11 protein-coding genes are annotated in these 16796 nt (G+C 68.2%); 5 read left to right on the forward strand and 6 right to left on the reverse strand.

Annotated elements, in window-relative coordinates:
- The coding region (locus VFZ09_RS30435) for a CHAT domain-containing protein (protein ID WP_329731209.1) at positions 1 to 3167 on the reverse strand (3167 nt) is incomplete at its 3' end.
- Positions 3168 to 3312: 145 nt separating this feature from the next.
- On the opposite strand from VFZ09_RS30435, the gene VFZ09_RS30440 reads away from it, so the two are divergent.
- Positions 3313 to 4683 (forward strand): hypothetical protein, encoded by a 1371-nt coding sequence (locus tag VFZ09_RS30440; RefSeq protein WP_329731210.1) that lies wholly within the window; start codon positions 3313 to 3315, stop codon positions 4681 to 4683.
- Positions 4684 to 5316: 633 nt separating this feature from the next.
- Here VFZ09_RS30440 and VFZ09_RS30445 read toward each other — a convergent pair.
- Positions 5317 to 8895 (reverse strand): hypothetical protein, encoded by a 3579-nt coding sequence (locus VFZ09_RS30445; protein WP_329731211.1) that lies wholly within the window; start codon positions 8893 to 8895, stop codon positions 5317 to 5319.
- Positions 8896 to 8997: 102 nt separating this feature from the next.
- On the opposite strand from VFZ09_RS30445, the gene VFZ09_RS30450 reads away from it, so the two are divergent.
- The gene (locus VFZ09_RS30450) at positions 8998 to 9414 is read left to right on the forward strand and encodes a hypothetical protein (protein WP_329731212.1); all 417 of its coding nucleotides are present in this window, start codon (positions 8998 to 9000) and stop codon (positions 9412 to 9414) included.
- A 712-nt stretch (positions 9415 to 10126) separates the two neighbouring features.
- Here the strand turns inward: VFZ09_RS30450 and VFZ09_RS30455 are convergent.
- Positions 10127 to 12307, reverse strand: coding sequence for a KAP family P-loop NTPase fold protein (locus VFZ09_RS30455; RefSeq protein WP_329731213.1), 2181 nt, complete (start codon positions 12305 to 12307; stop codon positions 10127 to 10129).
- A 322-nt stretch (positions 12308 to 12629) separates the two neighbouring features.
- On the opposite strand from VFZ09_RS30455, the gene VFZ09_RS30460 reads away from it, so the two are divergent.
- Positions 12630 to 13007, forward strand: a complete 378-nt coding sequence (locus VFZ09_RS30460; protein ID WP_329731214.1) for a helix-turn-helix transcriptional regulator — start codon at positions 12630 to 12632, stop codon at positions 13005 to 13007.
- Here the strand turns inward: VFZ09_RS30460 and VFZ09_RS30465 are convergent.
- Together VFZ09_RS30465 and VFZ09_RS30470 are read right to left on the reverse strand one after the other, a co-directional pair.
- The gene (locus VFZ09_RS30465; protein ID WP_329731242.1) at positions 13004 to 13396 is read right to left on the reverse strand and encodes a helix-turn-helix transcriptional regulator; all 393 of its coding nucleotides are present in this window, start codon (positions 13394 to 13396) and stop codon (positions 13004 to 13006) included. The genes VFZ09_RS30460 and VFZ09_RS30465 overlap by 4 nt on opposite strands.
- Positions 13397 to 13398: 2 nt before the next feature.
- Entirely contained in the window at positions 13399 to 14565 is a 1167-nt protein-coding gene (locus tag VFZ09_RS30470) for a serine/threonine-protein kinase (RefSeq protein ID WP_329731215.1), read from the reverse strand.
- A 345-nt stretch (positions 14566 to 14910) separates the two neighbouring features.
- Here VFZ09_RS30470 and VFZ09_RS30475 point away from each other — a divergent pair, with 345 nt between their 5' ends.
- The gene (locus VFZ09_RS30475; RefSeq protein WP_329731216.1) at positions 14911 to 15282 is read left to right on the forward strand and encodes a hypothetical protein; all 372 of its coding nucleotides are present in this window, start codon (positions 14911 to 14913) and stop codon (positions 15280 to 15282) included.
- A 2-nt stretch (positions 15283 to 15284) separates the two neighbouring features.
- Complete coding sequence (locus tag VFZ09_RS30480; protein WP_329731217.1) at positions 15285 to 15770, forward strand: hypothetical protein; 486 nt, start codon at positions 15285 to 15287, stop codon at positions 15768 to 15770.
- 15 nt (positions 15771 to 15785) lie between these two features.
- Here VFZ09_RS30480 and VFZ09_RS30485 read toward each other — a convergent pair whose 3' ends face one another.
- On the reverse strand, positions 15786 to 16715 hold the full coding sequence (locus VFZ09_RS30485) for a DUF2381 family protein (protein ID WP_329731218.1): 930 nt from the start codon (positions 16713 to 16715) through the stop codon (positions 15786 to 15788).
- Positions 16716 to 16796: the final 81 nt, after the last annotated feature.

Here is a 16796-nt window from a genome sequence, read left to right on the forward strand (position 1 = left end):
GACTCATGGCCGCGCAGCACCACCGGCTCGCCCTTCCCGTCCGCACTCCACACCCGCGCCGTCTTGTCATCGGAGGCCGTCACCACCCACTTTCCATCCGGGCTGAAGGCGGCGGAATACACCACTGACTCATGGCCGCGCAGCACCACCGGCTCGCCCTTCCCGTCCGCACTCCACACCCGCGCCGTCTTGTCCCAGGAGGCCGTCACCACCCACTTGCCATCCGGGCTGAAGGCGGCGGACTTCACTAAATCCTCATGGCCGCGCAGCACCACCGGCTCGCCCTTCCCGTCCGCACTCCACACCCGCGCCGTCCCGTCCGAGGAGGCCGTCACCACCCACTTTCCATCCGGGCTGAAGGAGACAGAGCTGATGCTCTCTTGGTGCCCAGCAAGAACCGCGCTGCTCAGAGGACGCTGGAGAATGTCGATGGCGGTCTGTCTCCACTCCAGCGTTCCTTCCGGGTGCGTCACCTCACGTAGCACCAGAGCCGCAAGGGTCGGAACCTGCCCAAGCAGGTTGCTGGCGTGAACAACTCGTGAGGTATCCATCACCACGAGCCGTTGGCTCTGGGCCTGCCTTCCCTGCCACGCCGCCACGAGCCCGAAAGCGACGGACAGCAGCACGAGCACGGCCATCGCGGAGAGCACCCGTTTCCGCCGCCTCTTCCTGCCCGCCTCGGCCGCATCCGACTGCCCCACCAGACGCAAGCTCCTCGCCGACAACTCTCCGGGATACCTGTCCCGGACCTGGTGGGCGTAGCCCAGCCGATCCCCCGTCAGCAGGTACGACGCACCCCGGTCCTCTCCCCGCTGGTGCTCCTCCCACGCCTCCGCCCACGCCTCCAGCTCCCGCAGCTGCTGCTCCCGCTCCCAGTCCGCCTTCACCCACTTCTGCAACATCGTCCACCGCCGGATGAGCGCCTCGTGCGCGAACTGCACCCACACTCGCCCCTCCTCCTCCCCGTTCACCAGCAGCCGGCTCCTCACCAGCTTCTCCAGCACCACCTCGAAGTCCTTGCGCGCCGCCTCCCCGGACGGTCTCACCTCCTCCACCCACACCCGCCGCCGCGTCCGCGGGCTCGTCATGTCCCGCGAGCCCACCAGCTTCACCAGCAGCCGCCTCGCCTGCCCTTGCTGCGCCTTCGACAAGGAGGCGTAGAGCTGGTTCGCCGTCTCCGTCAGCGCTCCCGTCACTCCCTTCATGTCCGCGTACGCCTGGTGCGTCAGCCTCCGGCCCACCCGGTTCTTCCACAGCAGGTCCAGCGCGTACTCCAGCAAGGGCAACGCTCCGGGCTCCTGGCCCAGGTCCGCGAGCAGCTTCTGCACCAGCCCGGCCTCCAGCTCCAACCCCACCGCTCGGGCGGGCTTCTCGATGGCCGCCGCCAGTTCCTCCTCGCCCATGCGCCCCACGAAGAGGCGGTGCGCCTCCGAGTACACCACGCTGTCCAGCCGCGTCCGCTCGTCCAGCGCCACCTCTCCACAGCGCTCGAAGTGGTCTACCCGCAGGGTGCTCATCACCACGCACTCCCCCCCGGTACGCATCGCCAGCTTCCACAACACCCGCACGAACGCGGACTGCTCCTCCGGGCCTGACAGCTGGGTGAAGGCCTCTTCCAACTGGTCCACCACCAGCAGCAGCTTCCGCCCGGGCCGCTTCTCGTGCAGCCGCCGCGCTTCCTCCAGCACCTCGGCCTCGGAGGCGCCCGGCCCTCCCACCACCGGCTCGCTGGAACCGAGTGCACGCAGCCGCTTCCGCAGCCCCCCCAGCGAGGGGAAGCTCCCCTCCGAGCCCCCGCCCCCGCCCACCAGCTCGCTCGGACGCACCACCACCGCGTCCCAGTCCTTCTCCTCCAGCAGCAGCGGCACCAGCCCCGCCATCACCACCGAGGACTTGCCCGCGCCCGACGCTCCCGCCACCACCTGGAAGCGGGGCCGCTGCCCTTCCACCGCCTCCCGCACCCGCTCCCGCAGCTCCTTGGCCAGCGCCTCCCGCCCGAAGAAGAAGCGCCGGTGCTTCGCCTCGAAGGCCAGCAGGCCCCGGTACGGCCTCAGCGCCAGCGGACGGAGATCTGTCCCCTCATCGGCGCGGGCAAGGAGCTGCAGCGAGGCCCAGTCGAGCTGGCGCCCTTCCAGTCTCAGCTGCTGCCGCGCCTCCCCCAAGGCCCGCTCCAGCGAGCACGACTCCCCCAGCAGCTGCTCGTACAGCACCTCCGTCATCCGGATGGAACCCGCCACCGACAACGGCAGCCGCGAGGCCACCACCGCCGCAATCCCCACCCGGTGCAGCTCCTGCGCCACACTCCCCACGTGTCTGCCTGGCTCGCCCGAGCTCCCACTCCGGCACGCGCTCAGCACCACCAGGCGCAGCGTGCTGGCGTACGGGGCCAGCACCTGGCGCAGCCTCGCTCCATCCACGAAGTCCGGCTCCCCTCCCTCGCGCGAGGCATTCCACTTCAGCCCATAGGTGGCTCCTGCCTGGCTTCCATGGCAGAGGATGTGGAGCACCGCGACGGGCTCCCGGGCCGTCCTCAGCGCCTCCGCCAGCCCCTTGAGCGACACATTGCCGAGCACGTCCTGGCGCGCATCGAACGGCACGTCTCCCCGCTCGCACGCTCGCGCAATGGCTCTCTGGTGCGCCTCCGCCCCCACGTCTCCTGCCGCCGTGGACCATGCGAAGAGGATGCGTCCCCCCTCCGCGGGCGCAGCCGTGCGTGCCGGGCCCTCCGCCCGGGGCCACTCGTAGCGCAGCGTGCACCCGGGCACCTCTCCCAGGTGCTGCCCACTCCCCTTCAGCGTCAGCAGCTCCCACGGCAGCGCGTACAGCTCCGCCGCTCCCGAGCGCAAGGACACCTGCACCTCGCGGCCCTCGGCCAGCGCCTGCTCGATGGCCGCTTCCTGCATTCCCCAATCCAGCCGTCCCAGGAAGGAGCGCAGGTTGTTGCCCAGGCGCTGCACCGCCTCGCTCCCAGGCGTGGGGCTCTCGAGTGCCTCCAGGTCCGCCAACACCCCCGGGTTCCACGGAAAGGGCGCGTTCTGGAACACCCCGCCTTCCAGCCGGAGCTGGTAATCCTGCTCCTCGAACCGGAAGGCGTACGGGTCTCCCGCCTCCCGGGCTCGCGAGAACTCCAGCACCAGCGCATACGGTTTCTTCTGGGTCGGGCCCATCTTCCCCCCGGAATGACGACGGAGACGCCAACCCTAGCGCACTCCCCCAAGCGCCACCACGGACAGCGCCTGTCTGGTCCGCCGCGGCCCAGGTCTGCTAGAGGAGATCTGAAGACTCCCAGCACCTCACCCTCGAAGGACTCACATGCGCACTGTCATCCTGAGTGACCTGCACCTGGGCAACGGACAGGGCTACGACATCTTCGCGGGAGACACGGCGCTCCCCGCGTATCTCGACTCGCTCGCGGATCGTCCCACCCGGGTGGTGCTGAATGGAGACACGGCCGACTTCCTGATGAACGAGGATCCGCTCCAGCTCCAGACGGAGCGTGCGGTGGCGCAGGCGCGAGCGCTCGTCACCAGCCCCGCCACGGCAGCGGTGTTCGCCTCCCTGGGACGCCTGCTGGCCGGGGGCGGTGAGGTCCTCATGCGCCTGGGCAACCATGACATCGAGCTGGCCCTGGGCGAGGTGCAAGCCGTGTTTCGCGAGGCGCTGCGCCAGCCGCGCGAGGTGGCCGCCCGGCTCGTGTTCCGCCGCGGGGACACCCCGGAGCTGCTGGACGTGGGAGGAGCGCGGCTGCTGCTGGCCCATGGCGAGCACGGGGACGACTGGAACAAGGTGGAGTACGCCCACCTGCCCGGCCCGGGCGCCGCCGACAGCGCGCGGGCCGAGGACTACCAGTACTCCGCCGGCTCCGTGCTGGTGAAGACGCTGCTCAATCCGCTCAAGCGCCAGTATGGAATGCGCTTCGCGGACCTGCTGGTGCCGGACTTCCAGGGCGCGGTGATGGCGGCCCTGGCCGTCAACCCCACGGCGGTGAAGCTGATGTTCCAGCGCACCTCCCTCGACATCCTCTGGCAGCTGTTCCGCAAGTCGAAGATGCCGATGAGCTTCGACCCCGAGGAGCCGGCCCCGGCGGACCTGGGCCTGGCCCCGAGGCTCGCCGAGGCAGGCCTCACCGCCGAGGAGCAGGAGGAGCTGGAGCGGGTGCTCGGTTCCTCGGCGATGAGCTTCGACGGGGACGAGGAGGTGCTCACCCAGGCCCGCCTCAAGCTGGCCCGCGCCTGCCTGGGCGCCTATGCGCGCACGCAGCGGCTCGTGGTGGGACAGAGCGGTGAGCGCTACTTCAGCCTGGAGCCCACGGAGGCGAAGGAGGCCTGGCGGCTGGCGGAGAAGTTCGAGGCCGGAGCGGTCATCATCGGCCACACCCATGCAAGCCGCTGGAAGGAGGACGCTGGAAGGGTCTACGCGAACTCGGGCAGCTGGATCTGGGTGATGCGGCTGCCCTCACCGGAGGCGTCCGACGCGGTGTGGACGGACTTCCTCCAAGAGCTGCAGCGCAACCCCGGGCTCGCCCCCGAGAAGGCGAAGCTGGCGAAGCTGGAGACCCGCTTCACCGCCGTGATCGCCGAGCCGCATGCGAGCGGAGGCGCCCAGGTGTCGCTGGTGGAGTGGAAGCCCTCGGAGGGCAAGGTCCTGCCGCTCGCCACCACGCGCGTGGCAGCGGTGGCCTGAAGCCTCACGTCACGGCCTGGTGGCCTTCACCGCGACTTGTCCGGGTCCTACTCCCCCGAGGCGCAGCCGCTCGATGTACTCCGCAGGCAGTCCTGCGCTCTGCGCGCCGCGCACCAGTGCTCCCCCAAGCAGGTGAGGAGGAGGCGAGCTTGGCGCGTGAAGGGGCCGGTCGCCCGCGGAGATCGCGCGGCGCTCCCGCGAATCGCTCCAGCGGACACTCGCCGATGCCGGTGTCGCCTGACGACCCCCATCCCCCGCGCAAAAAAGAAAACCCCGGCCCACCTGATGGCGGCCGGGGCTCTTTCACTTCAGTGGAGGCGGCGGGAATCGAACCCGCCGCCAGAGACTTCCGGCGAGAGCGCTCCAGAGCGGTCGAGAGCGGTTTCCGTAGGACTTCCGGCCGGTTACGCCGCCCCCTGCCCCATGCTGGGCTGTGTTGAGGACGCTCCAGCGCGGGCCTGCTGTAGCAATGTAGCAAGGCACGTCGCGGCGGCCCTGGATGCCCTGGAAGGGGGCAATCTGGCGCGGGCTGCGACCCTCCTCCGCATCCTGCTTTCGTAGGACTCGAGCAGTCGCTGCAGGATCTGGCGGCGACGTTCGCGCTCCTACGAGACGTGCTGCTCAGCCCGTGAGTTACCGACCGAGGTAGCTCAGCAGCCCCACCGGCCATCGCTCCGCCTCGGTCCCTTCCACTCGCTCCCCAAGACGGAGACGCGCAAGTGCCTGCCTGGCGGCACTCCGCACCGGCATATCCGCCCCGTCTTCCTCGTGGACGTACCAGGACTGGTCCCATGTATCTCGTGCGAGCGCCTCAAGCGCCGGGATGCCGTCGAGCCAGCCCAGGCGGTCGATGGTCTCCGCGACCTCCTGGCGGACGGGACCGCTCTTGTCGGTGTGCATCGCGAGAAGCTCCAGTCGCTCCTCATCACTCGAGGAGTCCGCGAGCATCGCGATGGCCAGGCGGCGGCAGCGGTAATGTGGGTCCTTGAGCAGGGCCTTGACCGATTCCCTGGCCATGGGGTCGGCGTGCAGCGCGAGCCCGGCGCGCAAACGCGCCTCCTTTTCCGGAGAGTGGAGCAGCTGCTGGGCCTGTTCGCGCATTGGCGCCCCCGCGCGCGCCAGCAACAGGAGCGCGGTCGCCGCCCAGGTGTGTCGCTGGCTGAGCACGACCGCACGAAGCAGGGCGCTCGCCTCCGTGTCGAAGGCCTGAGTCGCGCGAATCAGCCCCTCCTCATCCTTTGCCCCCAGCGCCTGGAGCGCGTTCTCGATCGGCCCCGCTCCTGGTGTCGCCTCTCTCACGAGGCGACGAATCGGCTCGAGGGCCGCATGCTCCGAGCTACCCTGGTGGAAGGGGAACATCGCGAACACCAGCTCGATCCGACGGCGCGCGGAGGCCTGTCGAAGGGCGGCGCTGAACGACGCCTGAAAGCGGCCCGGCTCCAGGGAGTGCGACTCCTTTCGGAGGAGGTGTTGCAGACGTCGGGCGGGAAGCGCCTCCAGCCGAAGGAGCCACGTCTCCACCAGGGGGGTGGGAAGTGTGGAGTCCCAGGGGAACTGGTTCCACACGTCGTCATCCTGGTCGTGTGTCTCCGCGAGCTCGATGAGCGCATCGAACTCGTCCGGGGTCATGTCTTGTCCTCGCTTGAGCAGGCTCATGGCCCAGGGGCGGATCAAGGACGCTTGCTCCGGATGCGTGAGGATCCACCGCCAGCCCTCGGGCTGCCGCCTCCTCCAGGAGACGGCGGTTGTAAGCCCGTCCTGGAGCCACCCGTCCCCCTCCGAGGCCTTCTCCGAGAAGTGCTCCTGGGCCATGGTGTCCATCACCTGCTCGCCCCAGTCGGTCTCAGGGACCCGCTTGTTCCATTCGTGCTCATGTGCCCGGAGGGCGCGCACGCAGCGCATCAGCACGTCCTCGAAGGGCGCTCCTTCCAGCAGGGCACCCAGCACCAACTCCTGGAACTCTCCCGTCGTGCCGGCGGGCGCATTGTCGAGCACGCTGTCGAGCCCACGGAGGTACTCGGGCGCGAGGTTCCAGCCGAAGCGACGAAGGAACTCCGGACGACGCTCGTGGTTCTCGAGTGGGAGTTCGGTGAATGGGAGCATCCACTCGACGTATCGTCCGGCGAGCTGACGGGCCGCGGCGTCCTTCGCTATCTGGGCCAGTTCCTCGTCGGCCCAGCGTGGAGCGACCCATCGCAAGGTACTCAGGCCATCCGGCATCCGCTGGTCGTTCAGCAGGGCGTCGGTGACCTTCTTCACGGCATCGGCGGCCCTCGAGAACGCTCGGAGGAGATACAGGGACTGAGCGAATGCGTGGGGTGTCGGCGCTTCCAGCACGCCGTCGCGGAGCCAGGTGTCGAGCGCCTTCTGGCGTGTGGGTCTCAACACGAGGACAGACGGCTGGAAGGCCTCGAGCATGGTGACCGCCCACCCGAAGTCCTCTTCCTGGATGAGCTTCTCGACGAGGTCCGCGCGCGCGTGTTCGATGGCGTCCACGAAGTCGTCACTCTTCCAGGCCAGCTCGAGCCCCTTCTGGAGCAAGGGGTGCACGGTGTAGCCCGTGGTCCGCTCGCGCAGCGAGCGGCGGTCACGCAGCCACCGCAGGACACCCACGGCCCGTACTTCCTGGCCGTCCATGGCCCCGCTCAGCGCTCGGCCGAAATGGCCGGCGGCCTCCTCCGTCACGGTGCCCTTCGTGGTCAGCAACGCCCAGATGACGAGCGCACCCAGGGCGAAGGACAGACCCCGCTCCCTGACTTCCCTGGCAAGACGCTCACTGAGCATCTCGTGCTGCGCTCCCGCGAGGAGGCACTCGAAGTTGGCCTTCTCGCGGGTCTCGAGGCCAGCGAGCTGGTCCACGAACTCGACAAGCACCAGTGGATTGCCCGTTCGTCGAACGAGCTCGGGGATGTGCTCCTCCAGCCACTCCGCTCGCCAGGTTCCAGCGGCGCCCAGGCGGCGCCGCGCGATCTCGGCACGGGCCTCCAGCGGGTAGTCCTCCGCGCTGAGCGTGACCTGGAACCTGGCGAGCTTCTCCCGCTCCTTTTCCGTGACGGGCCCCGGGTAGAGGCCCCATGCGGAGGTGAGGAGGAACTTCTTGTCGGGTCCCGCCCGCCTCAGTCTCTCAAGCAGGTCCGAGGCCCACCCCTCACGCCCCTCGCGTCGCTGGTATTTTCCCCACGGGTCCTCGAAGGCGAAGAGGTGCCGGCCGGGTAGCCGTATGCGCTCGTCGACCTCGAGCCATGACGGATCGAGAACCAGCTCGAAGGGCACCCCCTCCCGTCGGAGCTCTTCCGTCAGGGTCGTGGCCGTCAGGCTCTTTCCGCTCCCAGGCGGGCCGAGCAGGAAGACGGCATGGAGTTCCTGCAACCGCTCCTGCGCGATCCGAAAGGAGACAGGTGGAACGAAGCCGACGAGCTCCGGCGAGCTCCGCGGCCGTCCTCCGCTCTCCGGCGAGCAGATGACCTGCTCGAGCTCCTCTCGCCGCCATTGTCCGGGGTGTGTTCCCTGGAGCCTGCTCCAGACCTGCCGCTCCAGGAGGTCGAGGCATGCGTCGACGCGCGTCGACGGGACGTGCCCGTGGGTCATCAGCAGATCCTTGGACCGGCGTGTGACCAGTTCCTCGGAGCACATGTCCATGATGGCGATACGCGGGGCGAGCCGTGCCGGATCGAGCCCCTGCTTCCGTGCGGCCTCCTCCACGGCCACGGGGAGTCGAGGCTCGATGGGGGCCGCGGTAAACTCCGGTACGCGCAGCGACGGCAGGTGCTCGCCTGTCGCCTGCGAGGAGGTGACGAGGAGGTACCGGGTGGAGGGGTCCCTCAGTGCGACGAGGGGGGGCGTGCGGCGGTTACTCGTGGATGCGTCTGGCTCCGCGATGCTCGCCGTCATCAAGCTGGTGAAGTCCCCGGACGTCCAATGCGCGGCGCGCCGCTTCACCTGGACGTTCAGGCGCGAGTCGCTCAGGCCAACGACCGCGCGGGCCTCCGCGTGTTCTTCACCTTCGGGGTTCGCGGCCCTCCGCAGGACCGCCTCGATGTCCTCGCGATCCACCGGCTCGACGGTGATGCCGTCGCATACGCGGCGATGGAACATCAGCTCCAGGGCCATCCAAACGGTCACCCGGACCTGATAGTGGAAGCCGCTCATTGCAACGATGGCCCCTGTCATCCGCTCCTCACACTCGATGTCGCCCAGGCGGCGCGTACCCATGCCGTCGCGGCGTTCTTGGAAGCCTCTCCACCGGCCGGAGCATGTCAAGTCTCGTCAGCTCCGCTGCTATACCCTCCGGACTTCATCGCCTTCGTGGAGCGCGTGCGCACCGTTCATCGGGAGCGCATCGGCGCGATGACCGCCATGCGCCGTCCGCCCTCCCTCACGCCGCCCCTCCCTTCAACCCCCGAGCCCTCCGCGGCGGATCTGGCACTCCGGGGAACAGCCTCCCCCTCGCGTGGCTGGTACTTGGTGCCCTTCGGCGTGGGCCACTTCCAGCACGGCCGGCGCACCCAGGGAACCGTGCTGGCGGTGACGCAGGGGGCGAGTCTGGCCATTTCCGCGGCAGCGCTGGACACGGCGCTGGCGCTGCGAGGCCCCGACGGGCGGTACAGCGCCGGGGACGCGAGCGTGACCCGAGGGCTCAACATCTCCTACCTCGTGGGGGCCTACGCATTCGCTGCCCTCTACGCCTACGGTGTCCTCGACGGCCTCGTCCTCACCCCACGAGACCCTTGAGTCCTCCTGGGTTGGACCCATCCCTGTGCGTCTCTCCGGCGAGATGGGGAGGCAAAGGAGCCGCTCCCCGCAGCGGATTACGGCGGCCAACACCTTCCCCTACCCCACGCCGAGCTGTGTTGAGAGCGCTCCAGAGCGGGTCTGCTGTAGCAATGTAGCAAAGCACGTCGCGGCGGCCCTGGCGACCCTGGAAGGAGGCAACCCGGCGCGGGCTGCGACCCTCCTCCGCATCCTGCTCTCATAGGTCCCGAACCCCACAAGCAGGCAGGGGCTCCACGGAGCCCAGTGGGAGGCTGACGACAGCGTGTGCCCTGGCGAGGAGTGGCTGGGGAGGAGCAGGTGGAGGAGCGCGGGTGGGAGTACCGGCGGAGACAGCCGGAGGGGACGGTGCTGTATGCGGCGGTGAGGGACAACCTCGCCACGCTGCTGGCGGACGTGTTCACCTGCGTGCCTACCTCTCCCCCCATGGGAGGTCGGCCTGGGCAGTCGTGTATCTCAAGGGGCTGCGCGGCCTGTCCACCCGCTTGGCTCACTGCTCGGCCGGCGCCTGTCAGCGCTCCTCCTCGGCACCTCCGCTCCTGCCCTCACCCCCAACATGGCCTCTATCCCGCCTATACGCATACGCCGCGCGTTCAAGAAGCACCTGCTCCAGGAAAGCTACATCCCCACGAACGAGCCGCATCGGTAATCTGACGCTGCAACGGGATGGGGCTCACCCAGCATCCCCTCGTTCATCGGGGGCCCCGGCGAGGCGCGCCACTTCCTCTTTGACGTCGTTGATCGACTCGTGGAGTCTCCACAGCCCATAGCTGATGAGGGCCGCGAACGGCACCTGCCTATGTGTGTCCTGCAGCACCGTCTCGGTGGCGTTCTGGATCCTGTCCTTCAACTTCTCCAGCAACCAGGCCCTGGGTACGACCGCCTCGAGTGTCATCGTGTCGAGAGTGAAGAACTCCCCCACTTGGTACCCTCCCGAGACGGGCTTGACCCCTACAACGCAGCACCCGAGGAGGTCCTCGACTCGCCAGGAACTCTCTGCGCGCTCCAACTCCGCGACCATCCAGTCATGCACGCGCTTGCGTCCTTCAACCTCCGCCCAGGTGGCCGCCATGGCGATGCACCACTGCACCTTGGGCAGCTCCTGGTTCGTCATGGCGGCGAGAATCTCCGGCACCCGGTGAGCGATCCTGAGCAGCAGCTCCCTCCCTCCTTGCCGGTCACTCGCGGGCAGCAGCACACGGAGTCGCATCAGCCGGAAGAGGAAGCGGATCTCCATGGAGTCCGTGAGGGCCAGACTCACGAGCTCTGTTGCACCCTCGGAGAGGACCACGAGCAAATGGAGTGACAGGTCCCGGAAGTCGGTGCGCTGGAGCAGGTCCTCACCGCTCTCATGCGCCGCCCGGTACCGGCGCGCGAGTACGATCAGGAGGTGGGCTCTCTGGAGCGCGTCAAGGCCAGGCTCCAGCGCCTTCAGCTTTGGGAGGACCAGCTCGAAACTCTCCCGGAGCCAACCCTCGAGCCGGGCCCTTTCCGCTTCGGTCCCTGCCCTCCCCAGGGTGGAGAACACCTTCTCGATCTCGTCCTCGGACACATCTCCCGGCGGCACACCGAAGTAGAAGTACCGCTCGAAGTAGTGCGTATCCGCAGCCCGCCGCTCGGTGGTCCCGCCGAGGAGATCCCCGCCCGAGGATGAGAAAGAGCCCGCCGGGAAGACCGCCGCGATGAGCTTGACGATCGTCGTGGCCTCGGATTCCGGCACGCCAGCGCTCGTGGCGATGACGGGCCACTGCAGCTGCCTGCCCATACTATCGGTGGGCCCCTTGTTCGTGAGCAGCTCCTGCTTGCGGCGATGCAGCTCGCGGTACAGCAGCGGGTAGAACGTGCGCACGTAGCTCAGCGCGACGAAGTCCGGCAGGTCCACCCGATGCACCACCAGAGGGAGGTACGCCGCGACTTGGGCGAAGAACCGCTTGATGCTGCGCGGCTCGTTCAGCCTCATCAGGAGATCGCTCTTCAGCAGCGCCTGCAGCCGGGCCTTCTCCTGATCGGTGATGGGCTTGCGCAGCCCGGAGAGGAGATCCTCCACACAGCTCTGGATCATCTCCTCCGCCTGCACCCGGTGCACGGTGGGCAGGTCCAGCCGGACCTGGACGATCTTCTCCAGGTACGCGAGCGCCCGGTCCGGGCTGCCCCGCGCCAACTGGCTCTCCTTCAGCACCGACAGGAGCGTCTGCTCGTCATAGGCGAGCAGATAGTGGATGCCCGGCAGCCGTCCCAGGAGCCGGATCAGCTTGAACACCATCAGCAGCTCGTCTGGCATCAGCCGGTCCAGATCATCGATGACGACCAGGATGCGCTGCGGGAGATCCGCGAGCGCCACCTCCAGCCGCTTCTTGAGCTTCTGGGTCGAGGCCTTGCTGTCCAGGAGCTTCCCGAGCGTCTCGGCCAGCTTGCCCGGGTCGAGGAACCCCATGGCGTTCGCCAGAATCGCACTGGGGACCTTGAATGCGCCCCCCAGCGACAGCAGCTTGCTGGCGTAGCTCTGCAGCGTCTCGCCCGCCGTCTTCGTCTGGAAGTCGTCGGGGATCGCGCTGGAGATGGCCTCGAAGAAGCCGATCATCAACCCGTCGAGCGAGGACACCTCCCACGGGTTGAAGGCCACCACCTTCCACTCGTCGGAGTGGTAGGTCTCCAAGGAGCGCGTCACCAACCCCAGCAGCGAGGACTTCCCGCTCCCCCACGGGCCGATCAGCGCGAGCACGGTGCTCGACTCCTTCGCGGGCAACCTCTGGATGACCTCAACGATCTGGCGGGCGAAGCCCCAGCGGTTGAGCTTGTCGTCGCGGGACTCGAAGATGGGATCGTCCGCCAGCAGGTGCAGCGCTCGGTTCATGGTGTCTCCGTCAGGCCCGTACAGCGGACGGTACCTCAGAGCGCCAGCCTCCAGCCCAGAATATGAGTCGACGTCTCCAGGGATGGCTGACAGAACGAAATCGGGAGCATCTCCCTACGAGCCGCAGCATCACGCGCAGCTCCTTGGCCTGGTCCTGCTCCTCGGGCTTGGGCGCAGCCACCTGGGCTCGCACCGCCCGAGCTGCTCACCAGTCGAACTCGAAGTTGTCATAGAGGGGGGGAGCAGCCGCCATCAGGTAGGTCCCCGTCACGTGTTGATGTTGATCATCGCGGTCCCCCTCCTGTTGCGGTAGACGCACACCATGGACGAGAAGCTGCGACACGCGCTGGGGGACGCGGCCCGGGCTGCTCGCCTGCGGCTGGGCCTCACGCAGGCGGAGGTGGCCAAGAAGGTGCGCCTGAAGTCCGGCGTCTACGGCCGGGTCGAGCGGGGCGCGATGGTGCCCAGCGTGCCCACGCTACGGCGCATCTGCGAGACCCTGGGCATCTCCTCGGATGCGCTCCTGTCCCTGGGTACTCAGGCCCACGAGGCAACGGTGCCGACCCCTCCACCCGAGGCTGGTGAGCACCCGGAGCTGAGCCGCATCATCCACATCTTGCAGGGCTGGCCGCCGGAGAGGTTGGCGCTCTTGCGCAAGCTGCTGGAGACGGCCGACACCCACCTCTCGGGCGAGAGCTAACGGGCCTCGGGCTGCACGAGGCTGCGCGCCATGTCACCGACAGCGGTGAGCTGCTTGTCGTCCAACTGGCGCAGGGTGCGCAGCAGACGGCGCATCTGCGGCGATTCCTCCGAGGTGGGCTCGGACTCCTTCAACCAGGCCGTCGCCTCGCCCGTTTGCAGTCCCAGGGCGGCACTGGCATCCACCCGCAGCACCATGCACAGCTTGCACAGGGTGAGGACGCTGGGCGTCAGGTGGCCCCGCTCCATCCGCCCGTACACCTCGGTGACCACTCCCACGCGCTCGGCCACGTCCGCCTGGGTCAGCTCGGCCTCGAGCCGGGCCTCTCGCAGCATTTCTCCCAGGTGGACGGTCAGCTTCTTCTTCATCAGGTGCGTGCCGTTCTTCATGGTCACTCGCTCCGCTCCTTCTCTTCCTCCTCGGCCGTGGCTTCCTCCTCGGGAGTGAGCAGGACGCCCTTCTCGATGGGGAAGGCGCCTGTCTCCTGGGGAGCTGGCTTGTCGCGGTCGAGGGCTCGCAGTTCCGCCGCTGCCCTGGAGCGTCCGAACCGCTTGCCCTGGCCGCTCAGCCATGCGCACAGCTCGTCCCTCATCTCTCCGCCACTCTGGTAGCGCTCGTCCGGGTTGCCGCGCAGGGCCTTGTGGAGAATCCGCTTGAGCGGCTCGGGCACCTTGCGGGCCACGCGCTCCACGTCCTCCGGGCCGAAGCTCAGGATGCGGTCAGCCAGCTCCCCCACGCTCGTCCAGGTGGGACGCTCGGCGCGCACGCGAGCGCTGTACCGGACTGCTTCCGGGGACTCAGGGAAAGGCAGCCTCTCGTCCGGGGAGTCCAGCGGGTACTGACCCGACAGCATCTCCAGCAGCACCATGCCCAGCGAGTAGAGGTCGGCCCGCCCATCCGGCTCCTGATGGCGCACCACCTCGGGCGCGGCATAGTCCAGCTCCGCGCGCAGCACCTTGGAGGGCGTGTCCAGCCGTCCCACCATCCGCGAGTACGCCACGCCGAAGTCGGTGAGCTTCACCCGGCCGCTGGACTCCAGCCGGATGCTCATGGGGCTCACCGCCCGGTGGACGACGTGCAGCGGCCGGCCCGCCTCGTCCTGGCTGTTCCAGGCGGAGTGGAGCGCGTCGGCCACCTCGGCGGCGATGTAGACGGCATGGGCCGGTGCGAGCCTCCTGCCCAGCAGCAGCGCCGTCTCCATGGCCGTCGCCAGGAAGAGGCCCGGGGCGTGCTCCATCACCACGTAGGGCTCGCCCTGGTGCTCCGCCAGCCCGTACACCTGGGCGATGCCGGGGTGGCGCAGCCGTGTGGCGAGCTGCACTTCCTCCACGGCCCGCTGGCGGCGCTCGTCCTCGGGCGGCATCTTCACGCCCTTGAGGATGACGAGGCACGGAACGCTCTCCCCGTGCAAGGAGGTGCGCCGGGCAATGGCCATGGGATCATGTGCGTCCGCCAGCGGAGCGACGAAGGTGTAGCGGTACTCGGGTCCCTCGAAGAGAAGACCGTCAGGACCCGAGGGGCGGATGGGGAAGCTGCCGCTGCCTGGTTGCTCGTTCACGAGGATGCCTCCTGAACCTTTCAGGTTCTCATATTGAAGAATGAGTTCCTTTCAGGTAACACGAGTGGCCCCCTGAAGAAAGTCCCGTGCAACTGCGCAAGTCGGTAGCTTGCCTCAACCTGTTGGAGTGGGTAACCCTCACCTGAAACCCGGCTGATTGGCCAGTAGACGGTTGGACGTGTTGATAACCCCACGCGGCGAGGAATTACCGCATTACTTGGATTGATGGTCTTTGCGACCTGGTCCAGAATCGCATGACAACCCACCGTAGGAGGGCTCATGCACTTCTTGGGACCTGGCAGATCGGGCAGCACGTGCGGCCCGCGCCTAGAGGTTGTCATCGCCATGATGTTGGCCTCGGGGTGTGCGGGTGCAGATGCGGCACTCGCGGACGTCGAGTGCAACCAGACGGACAGCACCGCCACCTGCTGCCTGAAGATGAACCCCGGCCAGTACGAGAGGTGTGGCGTGACGCCCCCGCCGCAGTCGGTTGAACGAATAAATGCAGCGGTTCCCAAGCTCCCGACTCGCGCGGAGAAGGAAAGATGGCGCAAGGACATCTGCACGCCAGCCTACGACAGGTGCATCGATGCTGGCGGTGGAAGCGTTGAGGGCCGCGTCTGGGGCGAGACGCAGTGCAAGGCGTGCTTCGAAGCCTGCATGCGCTACGGGTCATGGCCCAAGGAGGCCAACGACAAGCCCTGTCCGGGAGCGTAACCATGCGACGCACACGAAAAGAGCGCGGGCTGGCGCGTGGGCAGGAAAAGGACCAGCTCCTCGTGAAGCTGTTGAAGGCCGACGCCCCCTACGAGGAGATCAAGCGTGCATTGCTGGAGCTGGAGAAACGGTGGTTGAGCGAGGCAAAGACCGAGGTTGAACGTCAGCAGACCCGGCGCAGCATCGCGGAGGATCTCATCTCTCAGGCGTACTCGTTCGACATGCCGTGGGAGGAGTTCGGCCAGTGGCTTCGCCGTGTCCAACGGCTCGGCTTCTCCAACCTCGCGCTGCGTGTCCACATCGCCTGCCTCTACGTGCAATCGCTCCACCTCTACCCCCGCCGGGCCCGGGAGGCATGGGAGATGCTGGAGGACGCGGAGCGGAGGGTCCTGCGCATCCGCAAGGCTCACTTCCTCCGGAAGGAGAGCCTGAACGCCATTGCCTACGCGAAGGAGGTGGCCCCGGTGGGCAGGCCCACCTCCCGATGAAGGGGAGCTGTATGCCTACGGGAACGTTACGCCGTCGAGAGTCACGCCCCCGTCTCCGGCCTCATCCGCCCACAGCTTGAGCATGAAGGTGCCCCGGGCCTCGCGCTCCGTCGCGTTCATCTCCACGGTGATGCTCCCGTACTTCCCCGGCGGGATGGGTTCCAGGGGCCACACCGTCAGCCCCGTCAGCGCCTCCTGCCTGGCGCCCACCAGCGCCGCCCCCGTGGGCGTCCACGCCACTGTTCCCGGATTGAACAGCTTCACCTTCACGGCCACTCGTCCTCGCCCCTCCGGTCCGACGGCCCGGTAGCTGATGACCTTCTGCGCGACGAGCGAGTTTCCCGGACGCCGGGTGACGTTGAGGGTAATCACCTTGGCGACGATGTCCTTCTCGTCGAGCCACCCGTTCTCGATGAGGCCCATCAGCCCCACCTGACCGCCGCACTCGGCCTGGAGACGCGCCTTCTCCTCCCGGCACTGCTGGACCTCGGCTCGTGCCTGCTGCTCGCCCTGCCGGAGGGAGGCCACGGTGCGCTCGTGGCGCGACACCTCCACCTGCCGCTCCGCCTGGGAGGGGTGAACCACCAGCACGAACGTGGCGCTCGCAGGGGCCGCGCCGTCCTCGAAGTGGACCGTCACCCGCACGTGCTCTCCGTCGTGCAGCGCCTCCGAGGCCACGAGCATCAGGGTGTCGTCCACCACCTTCACCCGGCGGAACCGCTCCCGTCCCTCCACCACCACGCGCGCCAGCTTCGCGTCGAAGAGCAGGTTGAGGGTCAGTTCCGGCCGGATGCACACCTCCGGCGGCTTGCTGGGGGCGTCCGCCGTCAGCTCGATGTAGCGCGTGCCCTCTTCGCAGGTGGGGAGCGGCACCTGCTCGGTCGCGTCGGTGGGTGAGGCGAGTAGGGCCAGCCCGAGCAGGGCGGTGGAGGACAGGGCGAACACGGAGCGGGCACCTCTACGAAGAAAGCGAAGAGACCGGAGGCGTGGGCTCTAACACACCATTCTCCCCGGTCGTGCGCGAGC

The organism is Archangium sp. (genome assembly GCF_036277355.1).
Classification (GTDB): domain Bacteria; phylum Myxococcota; class Myxococcia; order Myxococcales; family Myxococcaceae; genus Archangium.